At 68.9% G+C, this 19,739-nt stretch carries 21 protein-coding genes; 10 read left to right on the top strand and 11 right to left on the bottom strand.

Going from position 1 to position 19,739, the window contains the following annotated elements:
* Window positions 1-12: 12 nt before the first annotated feature.
* From NWFMUON74_RS18990 to NWFMUON74_RS18975, 4 genes are all read right to left on the bottom strand, one after another.
* Window positions 13-1,191, bottom strand: a complete 1,179-nt coding sequence (locus NWFMUON74_RS18990; protein ID WP_187683209.1) for a site-2 protease family protein — start codon at window positions 1,189-1,191, stop codon at window positions 13-15.
* 19 nt (window positions 1,192-1,210) lie between these two features.
* A complete protein-coding gene (locus NWFMUON74_RS18985) occupies window positions 1,211-1,846 on the bottom strand; it encodes a DUF2267 domain-containing protein (protein ID WP_187683208.1) in 636 nt (211 codons plus the stop codon).
* 11 nt (window positions 1,847-1,857) lie between these two features.
* The gene (locus NWFMUON74_RS18980) at window positions 1,858-2,412 is read right to left on the bottom strand and encodes a flavodoxin domain-containing protein (protein ID WP_187683207.1); all 555 of its coding nucleotides are present in this window, start codon (window positions 2,410-2,412) and stop codon (window positions 1,858-1,860) included.
* A gap of 124 nt (window positions 2,413-2,536) precedes the next feature.
* Entirely contained in the window at window positions 2,537-3,424 is an 888-nt protein-coding gene (locus NWFMUON74_RS18975) for a GyrI-like domain-containing protein (protein WP_187683206.1), read from the bottom strand.
* Between the two features lie 261 nt (window positions 3,425-3,685).
* On the opposite strand from NWFMUON74_RS18975, the gene NWFMUON74_RS18970 reads away from it, so the two are divergent.
* Both NWFMUON74_RS18970 and NWFMUON74_RS18965 read left to right on the top strand, forming a co-directional pair.
* Window positions 3,686-4,108, top strand: a complete 423-nt coding sequence (locus tag NWFMUON74_RS18970; RefSeq protein WP_269475282.1) for an Hsp20/alpha crystallin family protein — start codon at window positions 3,686-3,688, stop codon at window positions 4,106-4,108.
* Between the two features lie 168 nt (window positions 4,109-4,276).
* A complete protein-coding gene (locus tag NWFMUON74_RS18965; protein WP_187683205.1) occupies window positions 4,277-4,477 on the top strand; it encodes a universal stress protein in 201 nt (66 codons plus the stop codon).
* A 9-nt stretch (window positions 4,478-4,486) separates the two neighbouring features.
* Here the strand turns inward: NWFMUON74_RS18965 and NWFMUON74_RS18960 are convergent, their stop codons facing one another.
* The gene (locus tag NWFMUON74_RS18960) at window positions 4,487-4,747 is read right to left on the bottom strand and encodes a metal-sensitive transcriptional regulator (protein ID WP_187683204.1); all 261 of its coding nucleotides are present in this window, start codon (window positions 4,745-4,747) and stop codon (window positions 4,487-4,489) included.
* Window positions 4,748-4,863: 116 nt separating this feature from the next.
* Here NWFMUON74_RS18960 and NWFMUON74_RS18955 point away from each other — a divergent pair, with 116 nt between their 5' ends.
* Window positions 4,864-5,247 (top strand): carboxymuconolactone decarboxylase family protein, encoded by a 384-nt coding sequence (locus NWFMUON74_RS18955; protein ID WP_187683203.1) that lies wholly within the window; start codon window positions 4,864-4,866, stop codon window positions 5,245-5,247.
* A 202-nt stretch (window positions 5,248-5,449) separates the two neighbouring features.
* Window positions 5,450-5,845, top strand: coding sequence for a DUF302 domain-containing protein (locus NWFMUON74_RS18950; RefSeq protein WP_187683202.1), 396 nt, complete (start codon window positions 5,450-5,452; stop codon window positions 5,843-5,845).
* 107 nt (window positions 5,846-5,952) lie between these two features.
* Here NWFMUON74_RS18950 and NWFMUON74_RS18945 read toward each other — a convergent pair whose 3' ends face one another.
* Window positions 5,953-6,876, bottom strand: coding sequence for a universal stress protein (locus tag NWFMUON74_RS18945; protein ID WP_187683201.1), 924 nt, complete (start codon window positions 6,874-6,876; stop codon window positions 5,953-5,955).
* A 294-nt stretch (window positions 6,877-7,170) separates the two neighbouring features.
* On the opposite strand from NWFMUON74_RS18945, the gene NWFMUON74_RS18940 reads away from it, so the two are divergent.
* A complete protein-coding gene (locus tag NWFMUON74_RS18940) occupies window positions 7,171-9,603 on the top strand; it encodes a phosphoketolase family protein (protein WP_232110435.1) in 2,433 nt (810 codons plus the stop codon).
* Window positions 9,604-9,652: 49 nt separating this feature from the next.
* Here the strand turns inward: NWFMUON74_RS18940 and NWFMUON74_RS18935 are convergent, their stop codons facing one another.
* The gene (locus NWFMUON74_RS18935) at window positions 9,653-10,348 is read right to left on the bottom strand and encodes an NAD(P)-dependent oxidoreductase (RefSeq protein ID WP_187683200.1); all 696 of its coding nucleotides are present in this window, start codon (window positions 10,346-10,348) and stop codon (window positions 9,653-9,655) included.
* A gap of 179 nt (window positions 10,349-10,527) precedes the next feature.
* Between NWFMUON74_RS18935 and NWFMUON74_RS18930 the strand changes: the two genes are divergently transcribed.
* Window positions 10,528-11,544 carry an RNA polymerase sigma-70 factor gene (locus NWFMUON74_RS18930; RefSeq protein ID WP_187683199.1) on the top strand — a complete coding sequence of 339 codons (1,017 nt, stop codon included), beginning with the start codon at window positions 10,528-10,530 and terminating at the stop codon, window positions 11,542-11,544.
* On the opposite strand, the gene NWFMUON74_RS18925 is transcribed toward NWFMUON74_RS18930, so the two are convergent.
* Together NWFMUON74_RS18925 and NWFMUON74_RS18920 are read right to left on the bottom strand one after the other, a co-directional pair.
* Window positions 11,521-12,507, bottom strand: a complete 987-nt coding sequence (locus NWFMUON74_RS18925; protein ID WP_187683198.1) for a potassium channel family protein — start codon at window positions 12,505-12,507, stop codon at window positions 11,521-11,523. The genes NWFMUON74_RS18930 and NWFMUON74_RS18925 overlap by 24 nt on opposite strands.
* 53 nt (window positions 12,508-12,560) lie before the next feature.
* Window positions 12,561-13,535, bottom strand: coding sequence for an Acg family FMN-binding oxidoreductase (locus tag NWFMUON74_RS18920; RefSeq protein WP_187683197.1), 975 nt, complete (start codon window positions 13,533-13,535; stop codon window positions 12,561-12,563).
* A gap of 370 nt (window positions 13,536-13,905) precedes the next feature.
* On the opposite strand from NWFMUON74_RS18920, the gene NWFMUON74_RS18915 reads away from it, so the two are divergent.
* The 3 genes from NWFMUON74_RS18915 (at window position 13,906) to NWFMUON74_RS18905 (ending at window position 17,029) form a co-directional block, all read left to right on the top strand.
* Window positions 13,906-14,754 carry a CPBP family intramembrane glutamic endopeptidase gene (locus NWFMUON74_RS18915; RefSeq protein ID WP_187683196.1) on the top strand — a complete coding sequence of 283 codons (849 nt, stop codon included), beginning with the start codon at window positions 13,906-13,908 and terminating at the stop codon, window positions 14,752-14,754.
* A 135-nt stretch (window positions 14,755-14,889) separates the two neighbouring features.
* Entirely contained in the window at window positions 14,890-15,219 is a 330-nt protein-coding gene (locus NWFMUON74_RS18910) for an ArsR/SmtB family transcription factor (protein WP_187683195.1), read from the top strand.
* Window positions 15,220-15,367: 148 nt separating this feature from the next.
* Complete coding sequence (locus NWFMUON74_RS18905) at window positions 15,368-17,029, top strand: SulP family inorganic anion transporter (RefSeq protein ID WP_187683194.1); 1,662 nt, start codon at window positions 15,368-15,370, stop codon at window positions 17,027-17,029.
* 12 nt (window positions 17,030-17,041) lie between these two features.
* Here NWFMUON74_RS18905 and NWFMUON74_RS18900 read toward each other — a convergent pair whose 3' ends face one another.
* Together NWFMUON74_RS18900 and NWFMUON74_RS18895 are read right to left on the bottom strand one after the other, a co-directional pair.
* A complete protein-coding gene (locus NWFMUON74_RS18900) occupies window positions 17,042-17,512 on the bottom strand; it encodes a DUF2267 domain-containing protein (RefSeq protein WP_187683193.1) in 471 nt (156 codons plus the stop codon).
* 24 nt (window positions 17,513-17,536) lie between these two features.
* Complete coding sequence (locus tag NWFMUON74_RS18895) at window positions 17,537-18,541, bottom strand: Acg family FMN-binding oxidoreductase (RefSeq protein WP_187683192.1); 1,005 nt, start codon at window positions 18,539-18,541, stop codon at window positions 17,537-17,539.
* A 249-nt stretch (window positions 18,542-18,790) separates the two neighbouring features.
* Here NWFMUON74_RS18895 and NWFMUON74_RS18890 point away from each other — a divergent pair, with 249 nt between their 5' ends.
* Complete coding sequence (locus NWFMUON74_RS18890; RefSeq protein WP_187683191.1) at window positions 18,791-19,717, top strand: universal stress protein; 927 nt, start codon at window positions 18,791-18,793, stop codon at window positions 19,715-19,717.
* Window positions 19,718-19,739: the final 22 nt, after the last annotated feature.

Here is a 19,739-nt window from a genome sequence, read left to right as displayed (position 1 = left end):
CGGGCCCTGCCGTCATGGCCGTGCCCCCGAGTGGTGTTCCGGCGCATGCGCCGGGCGCGAATTGCGCACCGGCAGACCGAGTGCCGACCTGTCGCAGGCGGTGGTCAGGTCGGTGGTGGTAACCAGGCCGATGAGGCGCCCCGCGCGGTCTACGACGGTGATGGCGTCGAGTCCGGGGCGCAGCACCACCCGGGTGGCGGCGTCGGCGAGCAGCACGTCCGGGCCGACGATGGTGCCGCGGGGCAGTCGATGCGCGGCGGCGCGGACGGATGTGGTGGCATGTGCGGCGGCCGGTACGGCGGTGAGGTCGGACCAGGCCAGCAGTGCGACGGGGTGACCGTCGGCGTCGACCACCGGGAAGACCCGGTGCCCGGTAGCGGGTGCGTCGGACGCGAGCAGCCGGGCAATCGGCCAGTCGCCGGGCACGGCCATCGGCTGTGCGCTCATGACGTCCCGAATCTGTATGTCGCCCAGTCGATGTCGCAGCGCGGCGGTGGCGAGTTCGGTATTCGCGGCGGTCTGCAGGAACCACCCGAGCAGCATCATCCACGCACCTGCGAGATGCCCGAAGACGATGAGCTCGGCCACCCCGAGCAGGATCAGCGCGGTCCCGAGGGTGCGGCCGGCGCGGGCGGCGATGGTCGCCGAGCGCAGCCGGTCTCCGGTGCGCCACCAGATGATCGCGCGTAGTATGCGGCCACCGTCGAGTGGGGCGCCGGGAAGCAGATTGAACACGGCGAGTACCGCGTTCGTGACCGCGAGCCAGGTGAGCGCCCCGGCGACCGCGCCACCGGGCGCGATGGTGTCGGCGAGGGTAGCAGTCCCGTAGGCGAGAGCCGCGACCGCGAGGCTGGTGAGAGGTCCGGCGATCGCGACCCGGAATTCGGTGCGGGCGTCGCGCGGCTCGTCGGTGAGTTCGGAGGCGCCGCCCAGCAGCCACAGGACGATGCGTTCGACGCGTACACCGTGGCGGGTGGCCACTATCGAATGCGCCAGCTCGTGTGCGGTCAGTGCGGCGAACAGGGCCACCGCCCCGCCCACCGCGACCGCCCACACGAAACCGGTGCTGCCGGTGTCGCGCAGTTCGGTACCGAGGATCCAGGTGAACAGGGCGATGGTGGCAAGTACCGACCAATGTGCGCCGAGGCGGATACCGGCGACCCGGCCCAGCGAGATCGTGTCGTTCAACATCGAGGGAAACCCTTTCGTGTCAGCCCCGAGGTGCGGCGGAGCCGATCAACCCTTCCGACAGCAACATGTGATGGACGCGCTGAGCGGCCGACAGTCGGCGTGTGGTGTCGAACTCGGTGCCGGGCAGTTCCTCGAGCCCCCGGGCGAGCACGGCCACGGCGTCGCTCAATGTCTGCAGCCGCGCTTCGAGATCCGGCGGCTGGGCGGTGCCGTTCTCCGGGACCTCGGGCGGCTCGATGCCTTGCAGTACGGCGCGCAGTCGGCCCGGCAGCACGGCCAGTACGTGGTCGAGCTGGCCGGGGGAGAACAGGCCGGCGAGCGTATCCGTCACGGTGCCGAGCAGTGCGACGGCTTCGGAACGCGAGACGTCCGCCTCACTCGCGAACAGTTCGACGCACGACGTGACGTCGTGTGCCACGGGCACATGGCCGGGCACCCAGCCCTCGTAGAAGCTGCCTCGCAGCACCTCGGGCAGCTGGGCGCTCAAATGGGCGGCCGAGGCGACCGGGAGCCGATCGCGCACGACATGCAGCCACGCCCGCAACACTCGGTAGGCGTGATGCCGGTCATAGGTGTTCAGTGCCTCGGTCACCGCGCGCAGCCAGTCGTGTGCGGTCCGGACCGCGGGAGCGAGCGGATCATCTTGATAGGACATGAATTCGGTCCTCACGGGTGAATGACGGAAGTTTGGGTGCGGGGCAGTCGGAGTGTGTCGGCGATGGAACCCGCCCAGATGGCGATCGCGGTCCAGTCCCGCAGGTCGCCGTAGCGAGCGCCGCCCAGCAGCCGGTAGCGGATCCGGGCGGGCAGATCGACGCCGATGCGCTCGTAGTGCCCGGCGAACGCTCGGTAGTCGATGGCGCTGATCGAATCGCGAAGTGCCGCGATCGCCTTGGGAACATGGTGGGCGACCCGGCGACCGATCGGCCCGCGCAGCGCCGCGTCGATACCGGCGCTGAACAGCCACACGCTCCGCAGCGCGAGGTCATCGCGATGGTGATGGACGAAGGCGGCGGCGGCCGGGAGGAAGGCGCGGTCGTGCACGGCACTGCCGAGCACGACCCCGTCGAACCGTGACAGGTCCGGCGCGTGGTCGACATCGGCGATCTCCACGGCGGCGCCGCGGTCGGACAGGACGGCTCCGATGAATTCGGCGATCTCGCGGGTCGAACCCTGCGCGGAGGCGTATATAACCGCGATACGGGGTTTGTTCATATCCATGCCACAGAGCCTGCGCCCGGTCGGGTCGTACTGGTGAGAGGCGTGATGCCTGCTGCCACGGGACCAAGGTCATGGCCCGGCGGGCGGGTCGGCGATCGCGGTGTCCGCTGGTGCCGACAAGCGGTCATTCGGCCACCAGCTCCGGGTGCGCTGGTGCGCGCAGGGCGTCGAGAGCCGTGGCGAGGAGACGGCGCGTGTCGTCGGCCAGCGGCCGCAGGTCCCCTCGATCCGCGGCGCGGGTCAGGACGGCCGGGTCGGTGGCTTCGACGAGTGCCGCACCGTCGACCGCGCGCACGACGACACTGCACGACAGCAGCAGTCCCGCCCGGCTGCCGGCACGCACCGCGCGGCGTGTCAGCGAGGGACTGCAGACAACGAGAACCCTGTACTCCTCGATGCTCTCGCTCAGCTCGTCGCGCAGCACGCCCTGCACATCGGTCTCGGTGAGGATACGGAAACCCTGCTGCCGCAACGACTTGCGAGTTCTCTCGAGTACATCGGGGAATGGCGCGTCGACGCGTACGGCGATCACGGGTGACGGTGCGATCGGGATGCGGATCTCGGTGATCAGCCTTCGTGGGTCGCTCACCTCGTCGGGTCCGACGAGATAGACTTCGGTCGCCGGGCCGACCGGGTGGTACCCGGCTGCGTCCATCCATTCCTGCAGGGCGCGGTAAGCGTCGGCGAGGCTACCGTAACCACCTCGATGGCAGGTTCTCGCGACCGTCGCGCCGGGAGACACGAGCACCTCGGCGCCCGAGCGCGGACCCAAGGTGGGGGCCGGTTCGACGGGCACACCGAAATCCACGATCGCCGTCTCGTCCGGTGCCGTCTCGTCGCGAAACGTGAGAGTCGGCGCGCCGCAGGCGGTCAGCCCCGCGCGCCGGACAGTCGCGGTCAATTCCCGCATTCCGGCGGCGATGTCCTCGCCCAGCCGATCGGGCCGCACCTCCCGTGGCATGCGCAGCACAGCCTGCGGCACCGTCTCGCAGGCATCGATTCGATACTCCATCCCATTCCTCCTCTCTCTGTGGCCGAGAGTGCGCCGGAACAGTGGCCGTGTCGAGGGACGAAGGACCTGGCCCAGCGGGCACATGCGCAGTGCGGGCGCCACGTGTGCGGTGCGGTACGCCACCCGCGTGCGGTCGTACATCTCCGCACCGGAATCGGCCGGGACTTCGGTCACCGGGGCGAACTACTCGATGCCCTACTCGCGCCGCAGCGCGGGACGTGAAATCGACAGTGCCAGCATTTCCCGATTCGAGGAGAAATCATGAATTTGCTTCCGGCCCATCGTCCCGGTTCGCTGCTGTCGGAAATGGCGGATCTCTGGAACGCCTTCCCACCCGCGCATCTGCCGCTGTTCGGCGCTCACGTGCTGCGGGTCGAGGACACCGTCGACGACGGCCGCTACGTGGTGCGCGCCGAGATCCCGGGCGTCGACCCGGAGAAGGATGTCGAGGTGTCGGTCCGGGACGGGCAGCTGACCATCAAGGCCGAGCGCAGCGAAAAGCACGAGGAGAGGGGTCGCTCGGAGTTCAGCTACGGATCGTTCGTACGCACCGTCACGCTGCCGGCCGGCGCCCGCGACGACGACATCGCCGCCGAGTACGCCCAAGGAATTCTCACTGTCACGGTGCCGTTGAGCGAGCCCACGGCACAGCCCAAGAAGGTCGAGATCAAGTCCGGCGAGTAGCCGGCCCGGACCCGAGGAAGGTGCCGCGATGTCGATCGTCACGCTCACGATGAACCCCGCGCTCGACATCGCCACCCCCGTCGGAACACCCGCAATGGCGGTGTGCGCGGTAGCGCGTACCCGCGTGGGCCGCGTGTGAGCCCCGACTCCGACCGGAAGGAAGCGGCAATGACGCAGTGGCACAACGACAGACATCGTCTGGCCTCGGCTCCTGTCGTGGTCGGGATCGACGGTTCCCCCGGCGCCGCGACGGCGCTCGACTGGGCCGCGGACCTGGCCGCGCGCCGCGGCCGCGAACTACGCGTCGTGCACGCGGAGGATTCGGCCGGACGGCGGCTGCTGCACGATCGGTACGGGAGGCGACAGTAGCCGGGGCGTTCAGGCGAAGGAGAGGAAGAGTCTTTCCATCTTCTTCGTGTCGACGCTGTCCGGGCCGCCGGTGGTGAGGCACTGCTGGAGGCCGGTGGCCACCAGCGCGTACCCGCTACGGCTGAGGGCCTTGTTGACCGCGGCGAGTTGAGTGAGGACGTCCTCGCAGTCGGCGCCCTCTTCCATCATGCGGATGACAGTGGCGAGGTGGCCATGGGCCCGCTTCATCCGGGTGGTCACCGCCTTGACGCTCTCGGGCTCCAGCCGCATAGGTCTGCCTCCTTTGTCTAATGCGGCTACCGCCGCACAGACGAGTATATCCCCCCGGGGGGATGCTATGCTGACAGATATCCCCCCGGGGGGATGTGGAACAGAAAGGAAATCCGATGTCAGCACCCGCCGATCGCGCCCACGCCGCTCCGCACGGCTCCGAGGTACTGCGCGACCTTTCGCCGTTGCACCGGGAGCTCCGCCGTGCCATTCCTGGGGTCTATCAGGGTTTCGGCGAGTTGAGTAAGGCGGCGTTCGCGCCGGGTGCGCTCGACCGCAAAACGAAGGAGCTGATCGCGTTGGCGATCGGGGTGGTCGAGGGCTGCGACGGCTGCATCGCCTCGCACGGGCAGGCCGCCGCCCGCGCGGGGGCCAGTCGGCAGGAGGCTGCCGAGGCCATCGGCGTCACCTTCCTCATGCACGGCGGTCCCGCCACGATCCACGGTGCCCGTGCGTACGAGGCGTTCTGCGAATTCGCCGACGGCGACGCTCCGGAGTGAGCGTCCACGAGAAGGGAAGTCCCCATGTGCAATCCCGTCCGCTGCACGGTGTGCGGCAAGACAACCTGGTCGGGCTGCGGCGCCCATGTCGCACAGGTCCGAGCCGCGGTACCCGCCGCGCAGTGGTGCGACGGACATCAGAATTCCGGCACCGACCGGCGGCGCCGGATCTTCGGGCGATAGGAAACGGGTGAGGACGACGATGGATACGACTTTGGCGACGACTGTGCGGACGTCATTCGCCGACGCGGTCGAGCGAACGCGAAAAGCGTTGTCGCAGCAAGGTTTCGGTGTGCTGACCGAGATCGACGTGCAGGCCACCATGCGCGCGAAACTCGGCGTGGAGATGGAGGACTACCTGATCCTCGGCGCCTGCAATCCGCCGCTGGCCCATCGCGCGCTCGACGCCGAACGCCGCATCGGCCTGCTGCTGCCCTGCAACGTCGTTGTTCGCAGCACCGGGCCCGACACGGTGCTGATCGAAGCGGCAGACCCCCAGATGATGATCGGTCTGGCCGACGCACCCGCTCTTACCGCGGTGGCCACCGACGCCACCGACCGCCTCCACGCTGCCATCGAATCGCTCACCAGCGACTGAACGACTCACCCGGGGGCCGGCTGATCGGGCCGCACGCATGGTCTGCGCTGGGTTGAACCCTTGCCGACTTCGGGACCGCGCGTCCCGCCCGGGTTCGGCTCGCGCCGTTACTCGGCCGGGTGTACGACCATCACCGGGCAGTGCGCGTGCTGGACGAGCGCGTTCGAGGTGGAGCCGAGCAGCAGGCCGCGGAAGCCGCCCCGGCCCCGGCTGCCCACGACCAGCAATTGCGCCGATTTCGACCAGCGTTGCAGCTCGGCGGTGGGGCTGGACAAGCCGACCTCTCGCCGGACCTGGACATCCGGGTACTTCTCCTGCCAGCCCGCCAGCCGCTCGGCGAGGGCGGCGCGCTCGTCGGTCTCGATCTCGTTCAGCGGGAACAGCAGATATGGATCACCGGCGAACTGCCCGAGGTTGACGTCGCTCCACACGTGCACCGCCACCAGTTCGGCACCGCGCAGGGATGCCTCCTCGAACGCGGCCGCCAGCGCCGCCTCGCTGACCGGGCTGCCGTCGACCCCGACGATCACCGGTCCCTCGGTGGGTGCCCGGTTGCCGGACTCGGGATCGGTGCGAACCACCACGACAGCTCCCTCGGCGTGGCTGGTCACCGACAACAGGATCGAACCCATGTGGGCCAGTAGCCCATTGGTGCCCGAGGCGCCGAGCACGACCAGGTAGGCCGTGGCGCTGTAGCGTCGCAGCAGCGCGGCCGGATTCTCGTCGGACACCTCGGTCGATACTCGCGCGTCGGCCGCGGCGGCGACCCGTTGCCGGGCCCTCTCGACCAGCACCGCGCCTTCGGCGCGGAGCGTGTCGGGTACCGGCGGGACCAGGACGTCGTAGCGGCCGAAGACCTCGCGCATGCCGTCGAGGCCGAGTCCGTGCACGATGCGCAACTCGCGGCCACGGCGGCGCGCGACGTCGGCCGCCCAGCTCAGTGCGGAGTCGGCCGCGGCGGATCCGTCCACGCCGACAACGATGGGTGCGGAGGCCAGATGGTGCCGGTCGCTGCTGTAGTCGGCGGTCATCGCGAGGTCCTTTCATCGAAGTGAGCCCGTTGTGTACGCAACGGGGTGCGTCCTCCACGCTATGAACGGTGATGGTGTGGCCGATGCGGCCGAAAGTCCCGTGCCGCAGGGCCTCCGGTCGGCGGCCGGCATCCTGGCAACGATCCGGGGTGCGATGCGGTGATCACTGCCGGACGGCCCGGCAGGCGATGACTTTGGGCCGTCCCGGAATGAGCCGCCCGCCGCGATGCTGAATACCGCCGGTCGTCGGCACGCTCGGTCGCCGCGGACACGATGGTTCAGGAGAGGGTCGAGATGACACGTTATCCACCGGCGGGAATGCGGAAACCGGCGGATGTTTCCGTGGTGCCGCAACGTACCGCCGCGCCCGCCGGGCCCGTCGGCAGCACGCTCGCGGATCTGGATGCCTGGTGGCGGGCGGCGAACTACCTGTCCGCCGCGCAGATCTACCTCGTGGACAATCCGTTGCTGACCGAACCGCTCGCGCCGCAGCACATCAAGCAGAGGCTGATCGGACATTGGGGCAGCGTCCCCGGTGTCACCCTGACCTACGCCCACCTCAATCGCGTCATCTCCGCCCGCGGACAGCGGATGTTGTTCGTATGCGGTCCGGGACACGCCGCAGCCGGTGTGAACGCCGCGGCATGGCTGGAAGGCGGCTACAGCGACAAGCACCCCGAGGTGGCACAGGACTTGGCGGGCATGCGGGAGTTGTTCCGGCAGTTCTCGTTTCCCGGCGGGGTGCCGTCCCACGCGTCGCCGCACCTGCCGGGATCCATTCACGAAGGCGGCGAACTGGGATATTCGCTCGCGCACGCCACCGGCGCCGCGTTCGACAATCCGGACCTGGTGGTCGCCTGTGTCATCGGAGACGGTGAGGCCGAGACCGGCGCGCTCGCCACCAGCTGGCATGCTCCGGCGTTCCTGAATCCGCGCATCGACGGAATGGTACTGCCGATCCTGCACCTCAACGGTTACAAGATCGCCAATCCGACACTGCTGTCGCGGATCCCCCGCGCGGACCTCGATGCGCTGCTGGCCGGGCACGGGTGGGAGCCGCGGCACGTCGGCGGCAGCGATCCGGGGGAGGTGCACGAGCAGTACCTGCGAGTGCTCGACGAGGTGTTCGACCGTATCGCCGAGATTCGCGACGCGGCGCACCGCGGCCTCGGGCCGATCAATCCCCGGATACCGATGATCGTGCTGTCCACGCCGAAGGGCTGGACCGGTCCGGCGGTGGTGGACGGCGTGCCGATCGAGGGCACGTTTCGCTCGCACCAGGTGCCGCTGCCCGGTGTCCGGGACAACGCCGAACACCTCGCCCAGCTGGAGAAGTGGCTCCGCTCGTATCGGCCCGAGGAGCTGTTCGAACCGGGTGGGGCCCCGGTGCCGGGAATCCGCGGCCTGCACCCCCCGGGAGAACTACGGATGAGCGCCCAGCCGACGGCGCACGGGCAGACCAGCGTCGAACTGCGCCTGCCCGCGGTTGCCGCGCACGCCCTGCGCCTGCCCGGTCCCGGTGTCGTCACCGGGGAAGCCACGCGGGTGCTGGGCGGCTTTCTGCGCGACGCGCTCGTCACCAATCCCCGTGATCTGCTGTTCTTTTCGCCCGACGAGCACACCTCGAACCGCCTCGACGCGGTGCTGGAGGTGACCGGCCGACGGTGGAGCGAGCGGCGTGCGGACGACGATGATCGGCTCGCACCCGACGGCCGGGTGTTCGAGGTGCTGTCGGAGCACCTGTGCCAGGGCTGGCTGGAGGGGTATCTGCTCACCGGCCGACACGGTGTGTTCTCGACCTACGAAGCCTTCGCACACGTCGTCGACTCGATGGTCGTGCAGCACGCCAAATGGTTGCATACGGCCGCCGAATACCCTTGGCGGGCACCGCTTCCCAGCCTCAACTACCTGGTCACCTCACATGTGTGGCGTCAGGATCACAACGGTGCCTCGCATCAGGACCCGGGGTTCATCGACCACGTGCTGAGCAAGCGCCCGGAGATCTGCCGAGTGTATCTTCCGCCCGACGCCAACTGTCTGCTGCACGTGTTCGACCATTGCCTGCGCAGCCGCGGACACGTGAACGTGGTGGTCGCGGGCAAACAGCCGGCGCTGCAGTACCTTGGCGACGAGCAGGCACGCGCGCATTGCGCCCGGGGACTGGATGTCTGGCCTTGGGCGGGTTCGGATCTCGACCGCGCCACGGATGTCGTCCTGGCCTGCGCCGGTGACGTGCCCACCCAGGAGACTCTGGCCGCAGCGGCGCTGCTGCGCGAACTGGTGCCCGACTTGGCGGTCCGAGTCGTGAACGTCGTCGATCTGGCGCGGCTGTTCCCGCCCGACCGGCACCCGCACGGCATCACCGACCGGGCCTACACCGAGATCTTCACCGCCGATCGCCCGGTGATCTTCGCCTTCCACGGCTATCCGTGGCTGATCCACCAGCTCACCTACCGCCGCCCCGGCCACGAGCGGCTGCACGTCCACGGCTTCCGCGACAACGGCACCACTACCACACCGTTCCAGATGTGCGCGATGAACGAGATCGACCGCTACCACCTGGCCCTGGCGGCGCTGGAACGAGTTCCGCGCCTGGGTGATCGGATCGGCTACCTCCGGGACGAACTGCTCACACGGCTCGACGACGCGGCAGAACACGCCCGGCAGGTTGGTACCGACCCGGAGGAAATCAGCCATTGGTCATGGCCCTACGCACCGAGCGAGTGACAGACTGCGGGCTGCCGAATACCTGGAGCCCGTGGTTGTCCGCCCGTCTTCAGCGTTCGGCCAGTGCTTCCTGGCGAATCCACCGGAGCAGGGTGGGATTGTCGACGGTGGTGACGACACCGACCGTGGTCCGTAGGTAGCGATCGTCTGTCAACGCGGCCAGCAGGCTCGCGGCCAGGTCCACGCGGGCGGTGAACCGGCCGTCGGCGTGCCCCTCGACGACGGTGTACTCGGTGACCGCGGGCAGGTGGTACAGCCCGCTCGGGCGAATGATCGTCCAGTCCAGATCGGTCGCGCGAATCAGCGATTCCATTCGCCTCATGTCGTCGTAGAGCGTCTTGCCCAGCACCCGCGTGACATACGGCAGCAGTACGTGATTGAAGAAGATTCCGCCGTCGGAGTAGGGACGCGGATCGACTCCGCTGGAGCTGACCACGGCGAGTCGGCGCACGTCATGCCGCTGCATGGCAGCGACGATATTGGTGGCACCGTCTGAGTAGGTGCTGATCGGTTTCTTGCCGGCGGGTACGCCGAGGGTCGACAGCACCGCGTCGCACTCGGCCACGGCAGTATCGACGGCTGCCGGATCGAGGACATCGGCACCCAGCACGTCGAGCTGACCATGGTGCAGTGGAAACGACTCGGGCTTGCGGGTGACCGCGGTGACCTGATGTCCAGCGGCTAATGCCTGGCCGGTGAGCAGACGTCCGGTGAGCCCATTGGCGCCGAATACAGTGATACGCACGGGTTTGCCTTTCCTGACGGTTCGATGACGCCGCGGTTCCGAAACGGGACCAGCGCCGTCCGGGCCCGAGTAATCGGGACCGAACACGAGTGCCCGGCGGCCGCGGCCCCGTGACAGCGCGGCCGCGTGACGAGCACCACAGCGTCCGGATGTCACAAGCCGGGCGGGGCGCGCCACTAATGGTCGAACAGCCCGACGGACAGGACCACACCATGAACGACGACGGCGATCGCAGCGTCTCCACCGAGGCTTTCGTCACCCACCGCAACCTGCTCTTCACGGTCGCCTACGAACTGCTCGGCTCGGCAGTCGACGCCGAAGACGTGCTGCAGGAGACCTGGCTGCAGTGGGCGGATGTCGATCCAGGCGCGGTGCGCGATCAACGCGCCTTTCTGGTCACGATCGTTACCCGCCAGGCCATCCGGCGACTGCGCACACTCGGCCGCCGCCGGGAGTCCTACGTCGGCCCCTGGCTGCCCGAGCCGTTGCTCACCGCGCCCGATGTCGCCGACGCCATCGAGCTGGCCGACAACCTCTCGATGGCGATGCTGCTGGTGCTCGAAACGCTCGCCCCGATCGAGCGGGCGGTGTTCGTGCTGCGCGAAGTGTTCGATATGCCCTATGCCGAGATCGCGTCCGCCGTGGCGAAAAGCCGCACCGCGGTCCGTCAGATCGCCCACCGCGCTCGCGCGCACGTCGCCGCACGTCGCCCGCACGGAGCTGGGTCGGCTGCCGATGCCCGGCGAGCGCTCGAGGCCTTTCAGCGAGCCGTCGAAACCGGTGATCTGCAGGGCCTGCTCGACATCCTGGCGCCGGAGGTCGTATTCCTGGGCGATGGTGGTGGAGTCAAACAGGCTGCGCCGCGGCCTATCGTCGGCGCGGATCGCGTGGCACGTGTGTTGTGCGGTGGCACCGGCTGGATGGGCGGCCGGACATCAGCCGAGCCGGCGCACGTCAACGGCTGGCCCGCACTGATCATCCGGCTCGATGACGAGATCGATGGCGTCGTGGCGGTACGGATCGACGACGGCCTGGTCACCGGGCTCTACTACGTACGTAACCCCCACAAGCTCGCCCACCTGCACCGGGAAGCCGCGCTGGAACATCGACCGGCGGCCATCTCGTGCGCAGACCGGGATCCGTGCCGCTCCGGTGTCAGCCCGAAACCTCGGTCAGCGTTCGGCCCGCGAGCGTAGGGACTCGAGCTGCGCCGGGGTGCCGAGGGCGATGAGGATGGTGCCCGCGTCGAGTTGGGTTTCGTCGGTCGGATTGGCGATGAACCGGCCGTCGGAGGTACGGAGCGCCATGAGCAGCGCTCCCGTGGTGCGACGCAGGTCGGTGTCGGTCAAGGAGCGGCCGGCCAACGGTGACTGTGCTGCGAGCACGACCTCTTCGATCCGATATTCGAGGGTGTCCTCGTGCATGACGACGTCGAGGAACTCGGCCACGTTGGGTTGCAGCGCGAAGGCGGCCATGCGGCGGCCCCCGATCAATTGCGGGTTCACCGCCCGGTTCGCGCCTGCCCGAAGCAGTTTGGATTTGGAGGCTTCCGTCCGTGCTCGCGCGACGATCACAAGATCCGCGCGTAGTGCCCGGCTCGACAGTGTCACGTAGACGTTGTCGGCGTCGTTGTCGAGGGCGGTGATCAAGGCGTGGGCATGGTCGATTCCGGCGGCGACGAGAACACTGTCGTCGGTGACGTCACCGACGATGTGCGGAAAATCGGTGTCCCGCAATTGTTCCGGGTCGCGATCGACGGCCACGATCGTCTTGCCCAGACCGCGCAGGTACTGCGCGGTCGACCGGCCCACTCGTCCCCAGCCGCAGACGATGATGTGCCCGCGCATCCGTTCGATCCGGCGATCCATACGCCTCCGCTCCACGTGGTGTCGCAGGTGCCCTTCGATGAGGGCCTCCAGCAGGACCCCGAACATATAGAACACGGTGCCCGCGCCGACGAGGATGAGCGCCATGGTGAACATCTGCCCCGCCGGGGTGAGCGGATGAACCTCCCGGAATCCGACCGTGGTGATCGTGGTGACCGTCTGATACAGCGCATCGAGAAGCCCGAAACCCAGGATCACGTACCCGGCCGTCCCCGCAAGGGCTACCAGCACGAACGCCAGCGCTACACGACTGAGACGGCGCAAGGGGTTCATTCGACGATTCTGGCATCAGCGAGCGGGGCTGGGCCGCCTCGATCACTCGATGCCTACGGGGTACCCATCTCCAGGATGTCGGACAGCGGCAGGCGGGGGGTCGGCTCGGTCGCGGACTCCGGGCCGGTGCCGACGCGAACGAGTACTTGGGGCATCAGGTTTCGGCCCGTGAGGTCGCGCACGATGGAGCGGCTGCGGGGGATCTCGGTGAGGTGGGTCAACGGGCAGGTGGCGTATCCGGCGAGCGTGCATTCCAGCAGCACCGTCGACAGCACCTCGCCGCAGCGCAGCAGATCCCCGGGGGCGTCCGTGTCGGTGGACAGCACCAGGACCGTCGACTTGTCGGTGCCGAAGTCCGCAGCCGCGGCTGCGTCGCCCGCCGGCAGTCTGCGGCCGATCGGGACGCGGCTGCGCTCCTGCTGAGTTACCAATGCCTGTCGGGGAACACCGGTCGAAGCCACGACGTGCCCTGTCCACCACTGTAATTCGGCTTGATAGCTGGAATCGTAGCGTCGCAGGGCGGCGCTGAGCTCGGCCGCGTGCGCGAGGGCGGGCCGGCAGTCGTCCGACAGTACGTCCACAGTGGCGTCGTCCGGGGAGAAAGTGCTGCGCAGCACGGTTTCGAAGCTATCCCAGTCCGCGGGCGCGGCGAACGGCCGCCGGTCGGTGCGGCGGCGCACGATGGCGTCGGCACGGTCCCGGTCCGCGTCGCTGACGACGCGCGCCGAGTGGAACCGGACGGTGGCGAGGTGATCGCGGCGATTGGGATTCGGAAACCGTGCGATCGACGGGCGCAGGCCTGCGGCGGCCATGGCCGCGTTCAGATGCCCGAGGGCGATCCCGCAGCTGATGATCATCTGTCGCCCCGAGGAATCGGTGGCGGGCAGCATCCGTCCGGGAACCGCGAGAAGATGCAGGGCCACACCGTCGAAGATCCATCGCCACGGCTGGCTGTTGTGCAGCGACGGCGCCCGCCCGGCGAGCAGGACTGCCTTCTCGACGACGGTTCCGGTAGGCACGGTGGTCATACGTCGACCGTACGAGCCGGCCGAGCGCGTGTGAGGGGCATTTGGTCCCCAGTTCGATCAACCGATGTAGCCATGCCCTACGAGTGCGGCGCACCGGGTTCTCCGCAGTCGGGACGCGGCCGATCGCACCCGGCCGGAATACCCTCCGGGCGCGTGTGTTTCGAGCTGTTCGCGCCGAACGACCGGTTGCTGGACAAGTGACAATCGCGAATCCGTGACCGACGGGAGTACGTGCTCGAGCGGGGGGACCAACGGCCCCTGTGCGCCGACTCGGAGATTCGTAGCGTAAGGGTATGGATTCGCTCCCAGGACCACCGGCCGCCGCCATCGTCGCGGTGGCGGATCGTGCGATCAGGCACGGGCGGTCGTGATGAACGCGGCCGGACAGCTGGTGGCATCGGCGCGGGCGGGCGTGCGTCGTCGGCTGGTGTGCTACTTCGCGCTCGCATGCGGGTTGTCCTGGCTGTGGTTGGTGCCACTGATGGTGTCAGGGGCAGTGGTTCATCCGGGCGACGGCCGGCCGTCGCATTTTCCGGCGCTGATCGGTCCCGCCGTCGCGGCAGTGGTGACCGCGGCTGTATTCGACGGACGGGCCGGGGTGGGCGAACTGCTGCGGCGGGTGATCCGGCTGCGTGTGCCGCTGCGCTGGTGGGCGGTGGCGCTGAGCCCGGTGGCAATCCTGGCCGCGGTACTGCTCACCGGTGTGGCGATGGGTGGGTCGATGCCCGCGACAGCGGACTTGGCTGTGATGAGCGGTCTGCCCGCGGGTTGGGGCGTGCTGGGTGTGGTGTCGATGGTGTTGGTGGTCAACGGTTTCGGTGAGGAGACCGGCTGGCGGGGTTTCGCGCTGCCGGTGGCTCAGGGTCGTTTCGGCCCGCTGTCCTCGACCATGATCGTGGCCGGTGGCTGGGCTGTCTGGCACCTGCCGTTGTTCGCCGTGGTCGAATCGTTCCGCGACTTCGGCAACGCCACCCTGGTCGGCTGGCTGCTCGGATTGTTCTGTGGGGCGGTATTTTCCACCTGGTTGTTCAATCGCAGCGGCGGCAGTGTCGCGATCGTCCCGGTCTGGCACGGTGCCTACAACGTGGCTTCGGCGACGCGTGCGGCCGAGGGGCTGGTGGCAGCGATGGTCACAACGGTGGTGATAGTGGCCGCTCTCGCCTTGGTCGGCGCGGAGATCCGGGCGATCACGCGGCACACTGTGTCGGTACTGGCCTGACTCCACCGCTACCACAGTCTGCGTTCCTTGCGTTGGCGAAGCGTGGACCGTGTGGTTGTGCTGTTTGCTAAACTCTGCAAACACGTATGAGTGGGTGGCCTTCCCGGCGGCGCCCGGCGGAAGGGGATGGCAGCGATGCCCGGCATGCAACGGCCGCTCTATCAACTGAAGGCCGACTTCTTCAAAACCCTCGGCCATCCGGTGCGTATCCGCGTGCTCGAACTACTCAGCCAGCGCGAGTACGCGGTGTCGGAGATGCTCGACGAGGTCGGTGTCGAACCGGCGAATCTCTCCCAGCAGCTGTCGATACTGCGTCGCGCCGGCTTGGTGACCGCCCGACGCGAAGGTTTGTCGGTGACCTACGAACTCACTTCGCCGCGTGTCGCCGAACTCCTCGCTGCGGCACGCGCCATCCTCACCGGTGTGGCCGCCGACCGAGTAGAGGCTCTCGAACAGCCCATCTAGCCGGAGCAATGTCCTCGACCGGCCGCATCCAGACCCGAGATCTGATTGCCATTTTTCTAAACTAAGTACCTTGCCTGTTTATGAAGGAGAAAGACATCGTGAACGAGCGCGCCGGTGTTGCCCGGACCACGCCCGGTGAGGATCCGCGATGACCGTGCGCGCGCTACTGCCGCGCTGGTCGGATTGGCGGTCCGCGACGCGCGCACCCGGCGCGGACCTGCTGTCCGGGTTGCTCGTGGCTCTCGTCGCGTTGCCGCTCGCGCTGGGCTTCGGCATCAGCTCCGGACTCGGCGCCGCGGCCGGATTGACGACCGCGGTCGTGGCGGGCGCGGTCGCCGCCGTATTCGGCGGTTCCCGGTTCCAGGTATCGGGCCCGACCGGCGCGATGACGGTGGTGCTGGTACCGATATTTCATCAGCACGGTGGTAGCGGGGTGCTGGCCGTGGGCCTGCTGGCCGGGGTAGTGCTGGTTTTACTCGCGATCGTCGGCGCCGGGCGAGCGGTCCGGTATGTGCCGGCGCCGGTGATCGAAGGGTTCACCGCGGGTATCGCCGTTGTCATCGCGCTGCAGCAGCTGCCGGCGGCCCTCGGAATCGCCCATGTCCGGGGCGATAAGGTGTGGCAGGTCGCCTATGACGCGGTGCGCCAATACCTCTCGCATCCGCATCACACATCGCTCGTGACAGCTCTCCTCGTGGCGGCGGTCCTGCTGGCGGGTGGCCGATATCTGCCGAAGCTTCCGTTCGCGCTGCTCGCCGTCCTCGCTGCCACGGTGCTGGCGCGAGTTCTCGGTCTCGATCTCGCGCGCATCGGCGAGATCCCGTCCGGGCTGCCCGCCCCCACACTGGAGTTCCTACATCTCGACCAGCTCGGCGCCCTGGTGGCGCCCGCGCTCGCGGTGGCCGCCCTGGCAGCGCTCGAATCACTGCTGTCCGCGACCGCGGCCGACGCGATGGCCGTCGGTACCCGCCACGACCCGGATCGGGAACTGTTCGGCCAAGGCCTGGCCAATATCGTCGCCCCGCTGTTCGGTGGCGTGCCCGCGACCGGCGCTATCGCCCGCACGGCGGTCAACGTCCGCGCCGGCGCGCGTACCCGGCTCGCGGCTCTCACACACGCGATCGTGCTCGCCGCGATCATCTATCCGGTCGCTTCGCTCGTGGCCGATATCCCATTGGCCGCGCTGGCCGGAGTGCTGCTCGCCACTACGGTGCGCATGGTGGAGACGGCGTCCCTGACGGCTATCGTCCGCGCGTCCCGTGGCGATGCGGCGGTCATGGCAGTCACGTTCGCTGCCACGGTGGTCATGGATCTGGTCGCGGCCGTGGCCGTCGGCGTCGGCGTCGCCGTGCTGCTGGCTTTGCGCTCGGTGGCGAAAGAAGCGCGGCTGCAACGGATTCCGCTGGGGGGTCCGGTCGAAGACTCCGAACATGTGACCGAGGAGCGGGAACTACTGCACGACCACATCGTCGCTTACCGGATCGACGGGCCGGTGTTCTTCGCCGTCGCGCACCGCTTTCTGCTCGAACTGGCGGAGGTGTCCGACGTGCAGGTGGTCATCCTGCGCATGTCACGCGTCACCGCTCTCGATGCCACCGGGGCGCTGGTGCTCAAAGACGCGATCGGCAAACTCGAGCACCGCCACATCACCGTGCTGATGTCGGGGGTCCGTGGTGACCACGTCCCTCGGCTGGCCGCCGTCGGCGCATTACCGGCCGGTGGGAACGAGCACCTGTTCGAGCACACGCCCGATGCGATCGCCTACGCCCGCGGACAACTGCCGAGCCACCGCGCGGAGCCGTCCGGATGACGAAGGAGGCGCCTACCAAGTGGTCACACGGTCGGCACCGGGCTCGAAGGTCCCGTCCAGGTCGGTGCCGCGCAGGACGCGGCGCAGATCGGCGGGCAGCACGGCGAAGACATGCTCGAGCTGGCCGGGCGAGAACAGGTCGGTCAGCGCCTCGGTGACCGCGCCGGCGAGCGCGACCGCTTCGTCACCGCAGACGCCTGCCGCGCTGGCGAACTGATCCGTGAACGACGCCACGTCGTGGCCTGCCGGTGCCCGGTCCGGTGTCCAGCCTTCGAACAGTATGCCGCGCAGCACTACCGGCAATTGTGCGCTGAGGTGCGCGAGGGTGGCTGCGCCGACGCGGTCGCGCACCGTGTGCAGCCAGGCGCGTAGCGCGCGGTGGGCGAAGCCGCGGTCGTCGGTGCCGAGACCGGCCGCGACGGAGCGGATCCAGGCGTGCGCCGTGTGCACGGCCGGTGCCAGCGGATCGGCGTGGTCTGTCATGGTTTCCTTCCGCATCGAAAGTTTTCAGGTGTGCTCGATCGTGAGGATGTCGGTGAGTGGGCGGCGGGGCGTGAGCGGAAGTTCGGATTCCCCGGGCGGCACGGTACCGACGCGGATCACGACTTGCGGGACGGCTTGGTGGGGGAGCAGGTTGGCCAGGGTGCGCCGCCCGGCGGGCAGCTCGGTGACGTGGGTGACCGCGCATGTCGCCAGGCCGGCCGCGGTGCATTCCAGCAGCACCGCGGACAGCGCTTCGCCGGTGTGCAACCAGTTCGGCACCGAGTCGCCGCCGGAGCCCAACGCCACCAGCTGGGCATGGTCGGTGTGCTCGGCGCGGCGCATGGAGTGCGGTGCGGCGGGAAAGGCGCGGGCCACTCCGACCCGAGCCGCCTCGGCGTCGGAGACCAGCGCGTCGAGCGGCACGCCTTCCTGAACGCCGGAATGCCCTGCCCACCACTGCAATTCCATCTGATACATCTCGTCGTCGCGGCGCGCGGCGGCGGCCTGTTCGGAGATCGCGGCCAGCCGGGCGCGGCCGGTGCTGTCGAGCACGTCGAGAGTGATGTCGTGAGGTGAGACCAGCTTCCGCAGCGCGGGCAGCATTGCCGCCCAATGCTCGGGATGCAGCAGCGGCAGTCGGTCGCTGCGCCGGGTGTTGATCGCCCCCGCGCGTGTTGCGATACCCGCCGGCGGGTCGGGCCAGGGACGGAATTCGATCGCCGCCAGGTAGTCGGGCCGGTCGGAGTCGGGTATGCGGGTGGTGTCGGTGTGCCAGCCGTGCGCGGCGAATGCGGTGCGGGCGTGGTGCAGGACCGCACCGCAACTGATCACCTGCTGGCGGCCGTGCGGATCGGTTGCCGGCAGCATGCGGTCGCGATCGGTGTGCAGCTCCAGCCGGGTACCGTCGAACCGCCAGCGCCAGGGCTGGGTGTTGTGCACGGACGGTGCTCGCTGTGCCAGTTGCAGCGCCGCGGTGATTGTGGCGTCATCGGGAGCGACGCGGGTGTCGGGGGTGTGCGCGGAGGTCATGGGTTCAGCCTCCGGTGTGACCTCCTGCCGCGACAGGGGTCGTTGTGTACCGGATGGCGAGTCGATGGTCACTTTTCATGGTGCGCCCCGTGCTGTCGGGACCCAGTGCCCTGCGGCGCGCCGCCTTCGGACAGGTGGCGGGGCGGCAGCCGGCTGTGCCGGAGTGCCTGTACCGGATCGACCTTGGACCCTGTGTGCGCCGTGCGAGGTCGGGCAGGCTGATGGTCGATACCGGACAGAGGAGACGATATGACAGGACCGGACAGCGCGGCGACCATCGTGGTCGGGGCCGACGGATCGGAGATCGCGTTGCAGGCGGTGGTGTGGGCCGCGGTCGAGGCTGCCCTGCATCGCTGCGCACTGCACGTCATCACCTCCTTCGGCGTGGCACCGCATCCGGGACTGACCTCGATGCTGGCCGCGAACGAACAACAGTGGCTGCGGGCGGACGGCGAGCGGGTGCTGGCCGAGGCGGCGTCGGTGGCGCGGCACGCCACGCCCGACGCGGACGTCGCGATCACCACGGAACTGACATTCGACATGATCATTCCCACGCTGCTCGAGCGCTCGGCACGAGCGCGGATGGTCGTGGTCGGCAGCCGCGGGCGCGGCGCGCTGCGCCGCATGCTGCTCGGCTCGGTCAGTACCGCGATCACCCGGCACGCGCGCTGTCCGGTGGCCGTCGTGCACGGTGATGCCGCCGCTGACGCCGGGTGGTCGGGGAAACCGGTGGTGGTCGGTGTCGACGGCACCGCGCACAGCGTGCCGGCCGTCGCGGCCGCGTTCGCCGAAGCGTCACAGCGCAAGGCGGGTCTGGTCGCTGTGCACGCGTGGAGCGACATGAGCGGGTACGACCTGCCAGTGGTGGGCTGGGACGGCATCCGCGAAACCGAGCAGGTCCTGCTCGCGGAGAGCCTGGCCGGCTGGGCCGAGCAGTTCCCCGATGTGCCCGTCGAACGAGTCGTGGTGTGCGACAGCCCCGTTCGCGCCTTGCTGGCACATGCCGAGGACGCGCAGCTGCTGGTCGTCGGCAGTCACGGGCGCGGCGGTTTCCCCGGCATGGTCCTCGGCTCGACCAGCACCGCGTTGCTGCATCTGGCGCAATGTCCCACGATCGTCGTGCCCACCGGCGCGGACCGAACGCCGGACACCGACCGGGGCGCGAGCAGCGCGTAGGCCAGGACGCGGCGGCGGCCCG

The organism is Nocardia wallacei (assembly GCF_014466955.1).
Lineage (GTDB): Bacteria > Actinomycetota > Actinomycetes > Mycobacteriales > Mycobacteriaceae > Nocardia > Nocardia wallacei.
Note: the sequence above shows the minus strand (reverse complement) of the source record. Positions and strands in the feature narration are given on the sequence as shown.

What these genes read in the sequence shown, in the direction of transcription:
- NWFMUON74_RS18990 (WP_187683209.1), bottom strand. Translation starts at nt 1,191, where the DNA reads ATGTTGAACGACACGATCTCGCTGGGCCGGGTCGCCGGTATCCGCCTC.
- NWFMUON74_RS18985 (WP_187683208.1), bottom strand. Translation starts at nt 1,846, where the DNA reads ATGTCCTATCAAGATGATCCGCTCGCTCCCGCGGTCCGGACCGCACAC.
- NWFMUON74_RS18980 (WP_187683207.1), bottom strand. Translation starts at nt 2,412, where the DNA reads ATGGATATGAACAAACCCCGTATCGCGGTTATATACGCCTCCGCGCAG.
- NWFMUON74_RS18975 (WP_187683206.1), bottom strand. Translation starts at nt 3,424, where the DNA reads ATGGAGTATCGAATCGATGCCTGCGAGACGGTGCCGCAGGCTGTGCTG.
- NWFMUON74_RS18970 (WP_269475282.1), top strand. Translation starts at nt 3,686, where the DNA reads ATGAATTTGCTTCCGGCCCATCGTCCCGGTTCGCTGCTGTCGGAAATG.
- NWFMUON74_RS18965 (WP_187683205.1), top strand. Translation starts at nt 4,277, where the DNA reads ATGACGCAGTGGCACAACGACAGACATCGTCTGGCCTCGGCTCCTGTC.
- NWFMUON74_RS18960 (WP_187683204.1), bottom strand. Translation starts at nt 4,747, where the DNA reads ATGCGGCTGGAGCCCGAGAGCGTCAAGGCGGTGACCACCCGGATGAAG.
- NWFMUON74_RS18955 (WP_187683203.1), top strand. Translation starts at nt 4,864, where the DNA reads ATGTCAGCACCCGCCGATCGCGCCCACGCCGCTCCGCACGGCTCCGAG.
- NWFMUON74_RS18950 (WP_187683202.1), top strand. Translation starts at nt 5,450, where the DNA reads ATGGATACGACTTTGGCGACGACTGTGCGGACGTCATTCGCCGACGCG.
- NWFMUON74_RS18945 (WP_187683201.1), bottom strand. Translation starts at nt 6,876, where the DNA reads ATGACCGCCGACTACAGCAGCGACCGGCACCATCTGGCCTCCGCACCC.
- NWFMUON74_RS18940 (WP_232110435.1), top strand. Translation starts at nt 7,171, where the DNA reads ATGACACGTTATCCACCGGCGGGAATGCGGAAACCGGCGGATGTTTCC.
- NWFMUON74_RS18930 (WP_187683199.1), top strand. Translation starts at nt 10,528, where the DNA reads ATGGTCGAACAGCCCGACGGACAGGACCACACCATGAACGACGACGGC.
- NWFMUON74_RS18925 (WP_187683198.1), bottom strand. Translation starts at nt 12,507, where the DNA reads ATGAACCCCTTGCGCCGTCTCAGTCGTGTAGCGCTGGCGTTCGTGCTG.
- NWFMUON74_RS18920 (WP_187683197.1), bottom strand. Translation starts at nt 13,535, where the DNA reads ATGACCACCGTGCCTACCGGAACCGTCGTCGAGAAGGCAGTCCTGCTC.
- NWFMUON74_RS18915 (WP_187683196.1), top strand. Translation starts at nt 13,906, where the DNA reads ATGAACGCGGCCGGACAGCTGGTGGCATCGGCGCGGGCGGGCGTGCGT.
- NWFMUON74_RS18910 (WP_187683195.1), top strand. Translation starts at nt 14,890, where the DNA reads ATGCCCGGCATGCAACGGCCGCTCTATCAACTGAAGGCCGACTTCTTC.
- NWFMUON74_RS18905 (WP_187683194.1), top strand. Translation starts at nt 15,368, where the DNA reads ATGACCGTGCGCGCGCTACTGCCGCGCTGGTCGGATTGGCGGTCCGCG.
- NWFMUON74_RS18900 (WP_187683193.1), bottom strand. Translation starts at nt 17,512, where the DNA reads ATGACAGACCACGCCGATCCGCTGGCACCGGCCGTGCACACGGCGCAC.
- NWFMUON74_RS18895 (WP_187683192.1), bottom strand. Translation starts at nt 18,541, where the DNA reads ATGACCTCCGCGCACACCCCCGACACCCGCGTCGCTCCCGATGACGCC.
- NWFMUON74_RS18890 (WP_187683191.1), top strand. Translation starts at nt 18,791, where the DNA reads ATGACAGGACCGGACAGCGCGGCGACCATCGTGGTCGGGGCCGACGGA.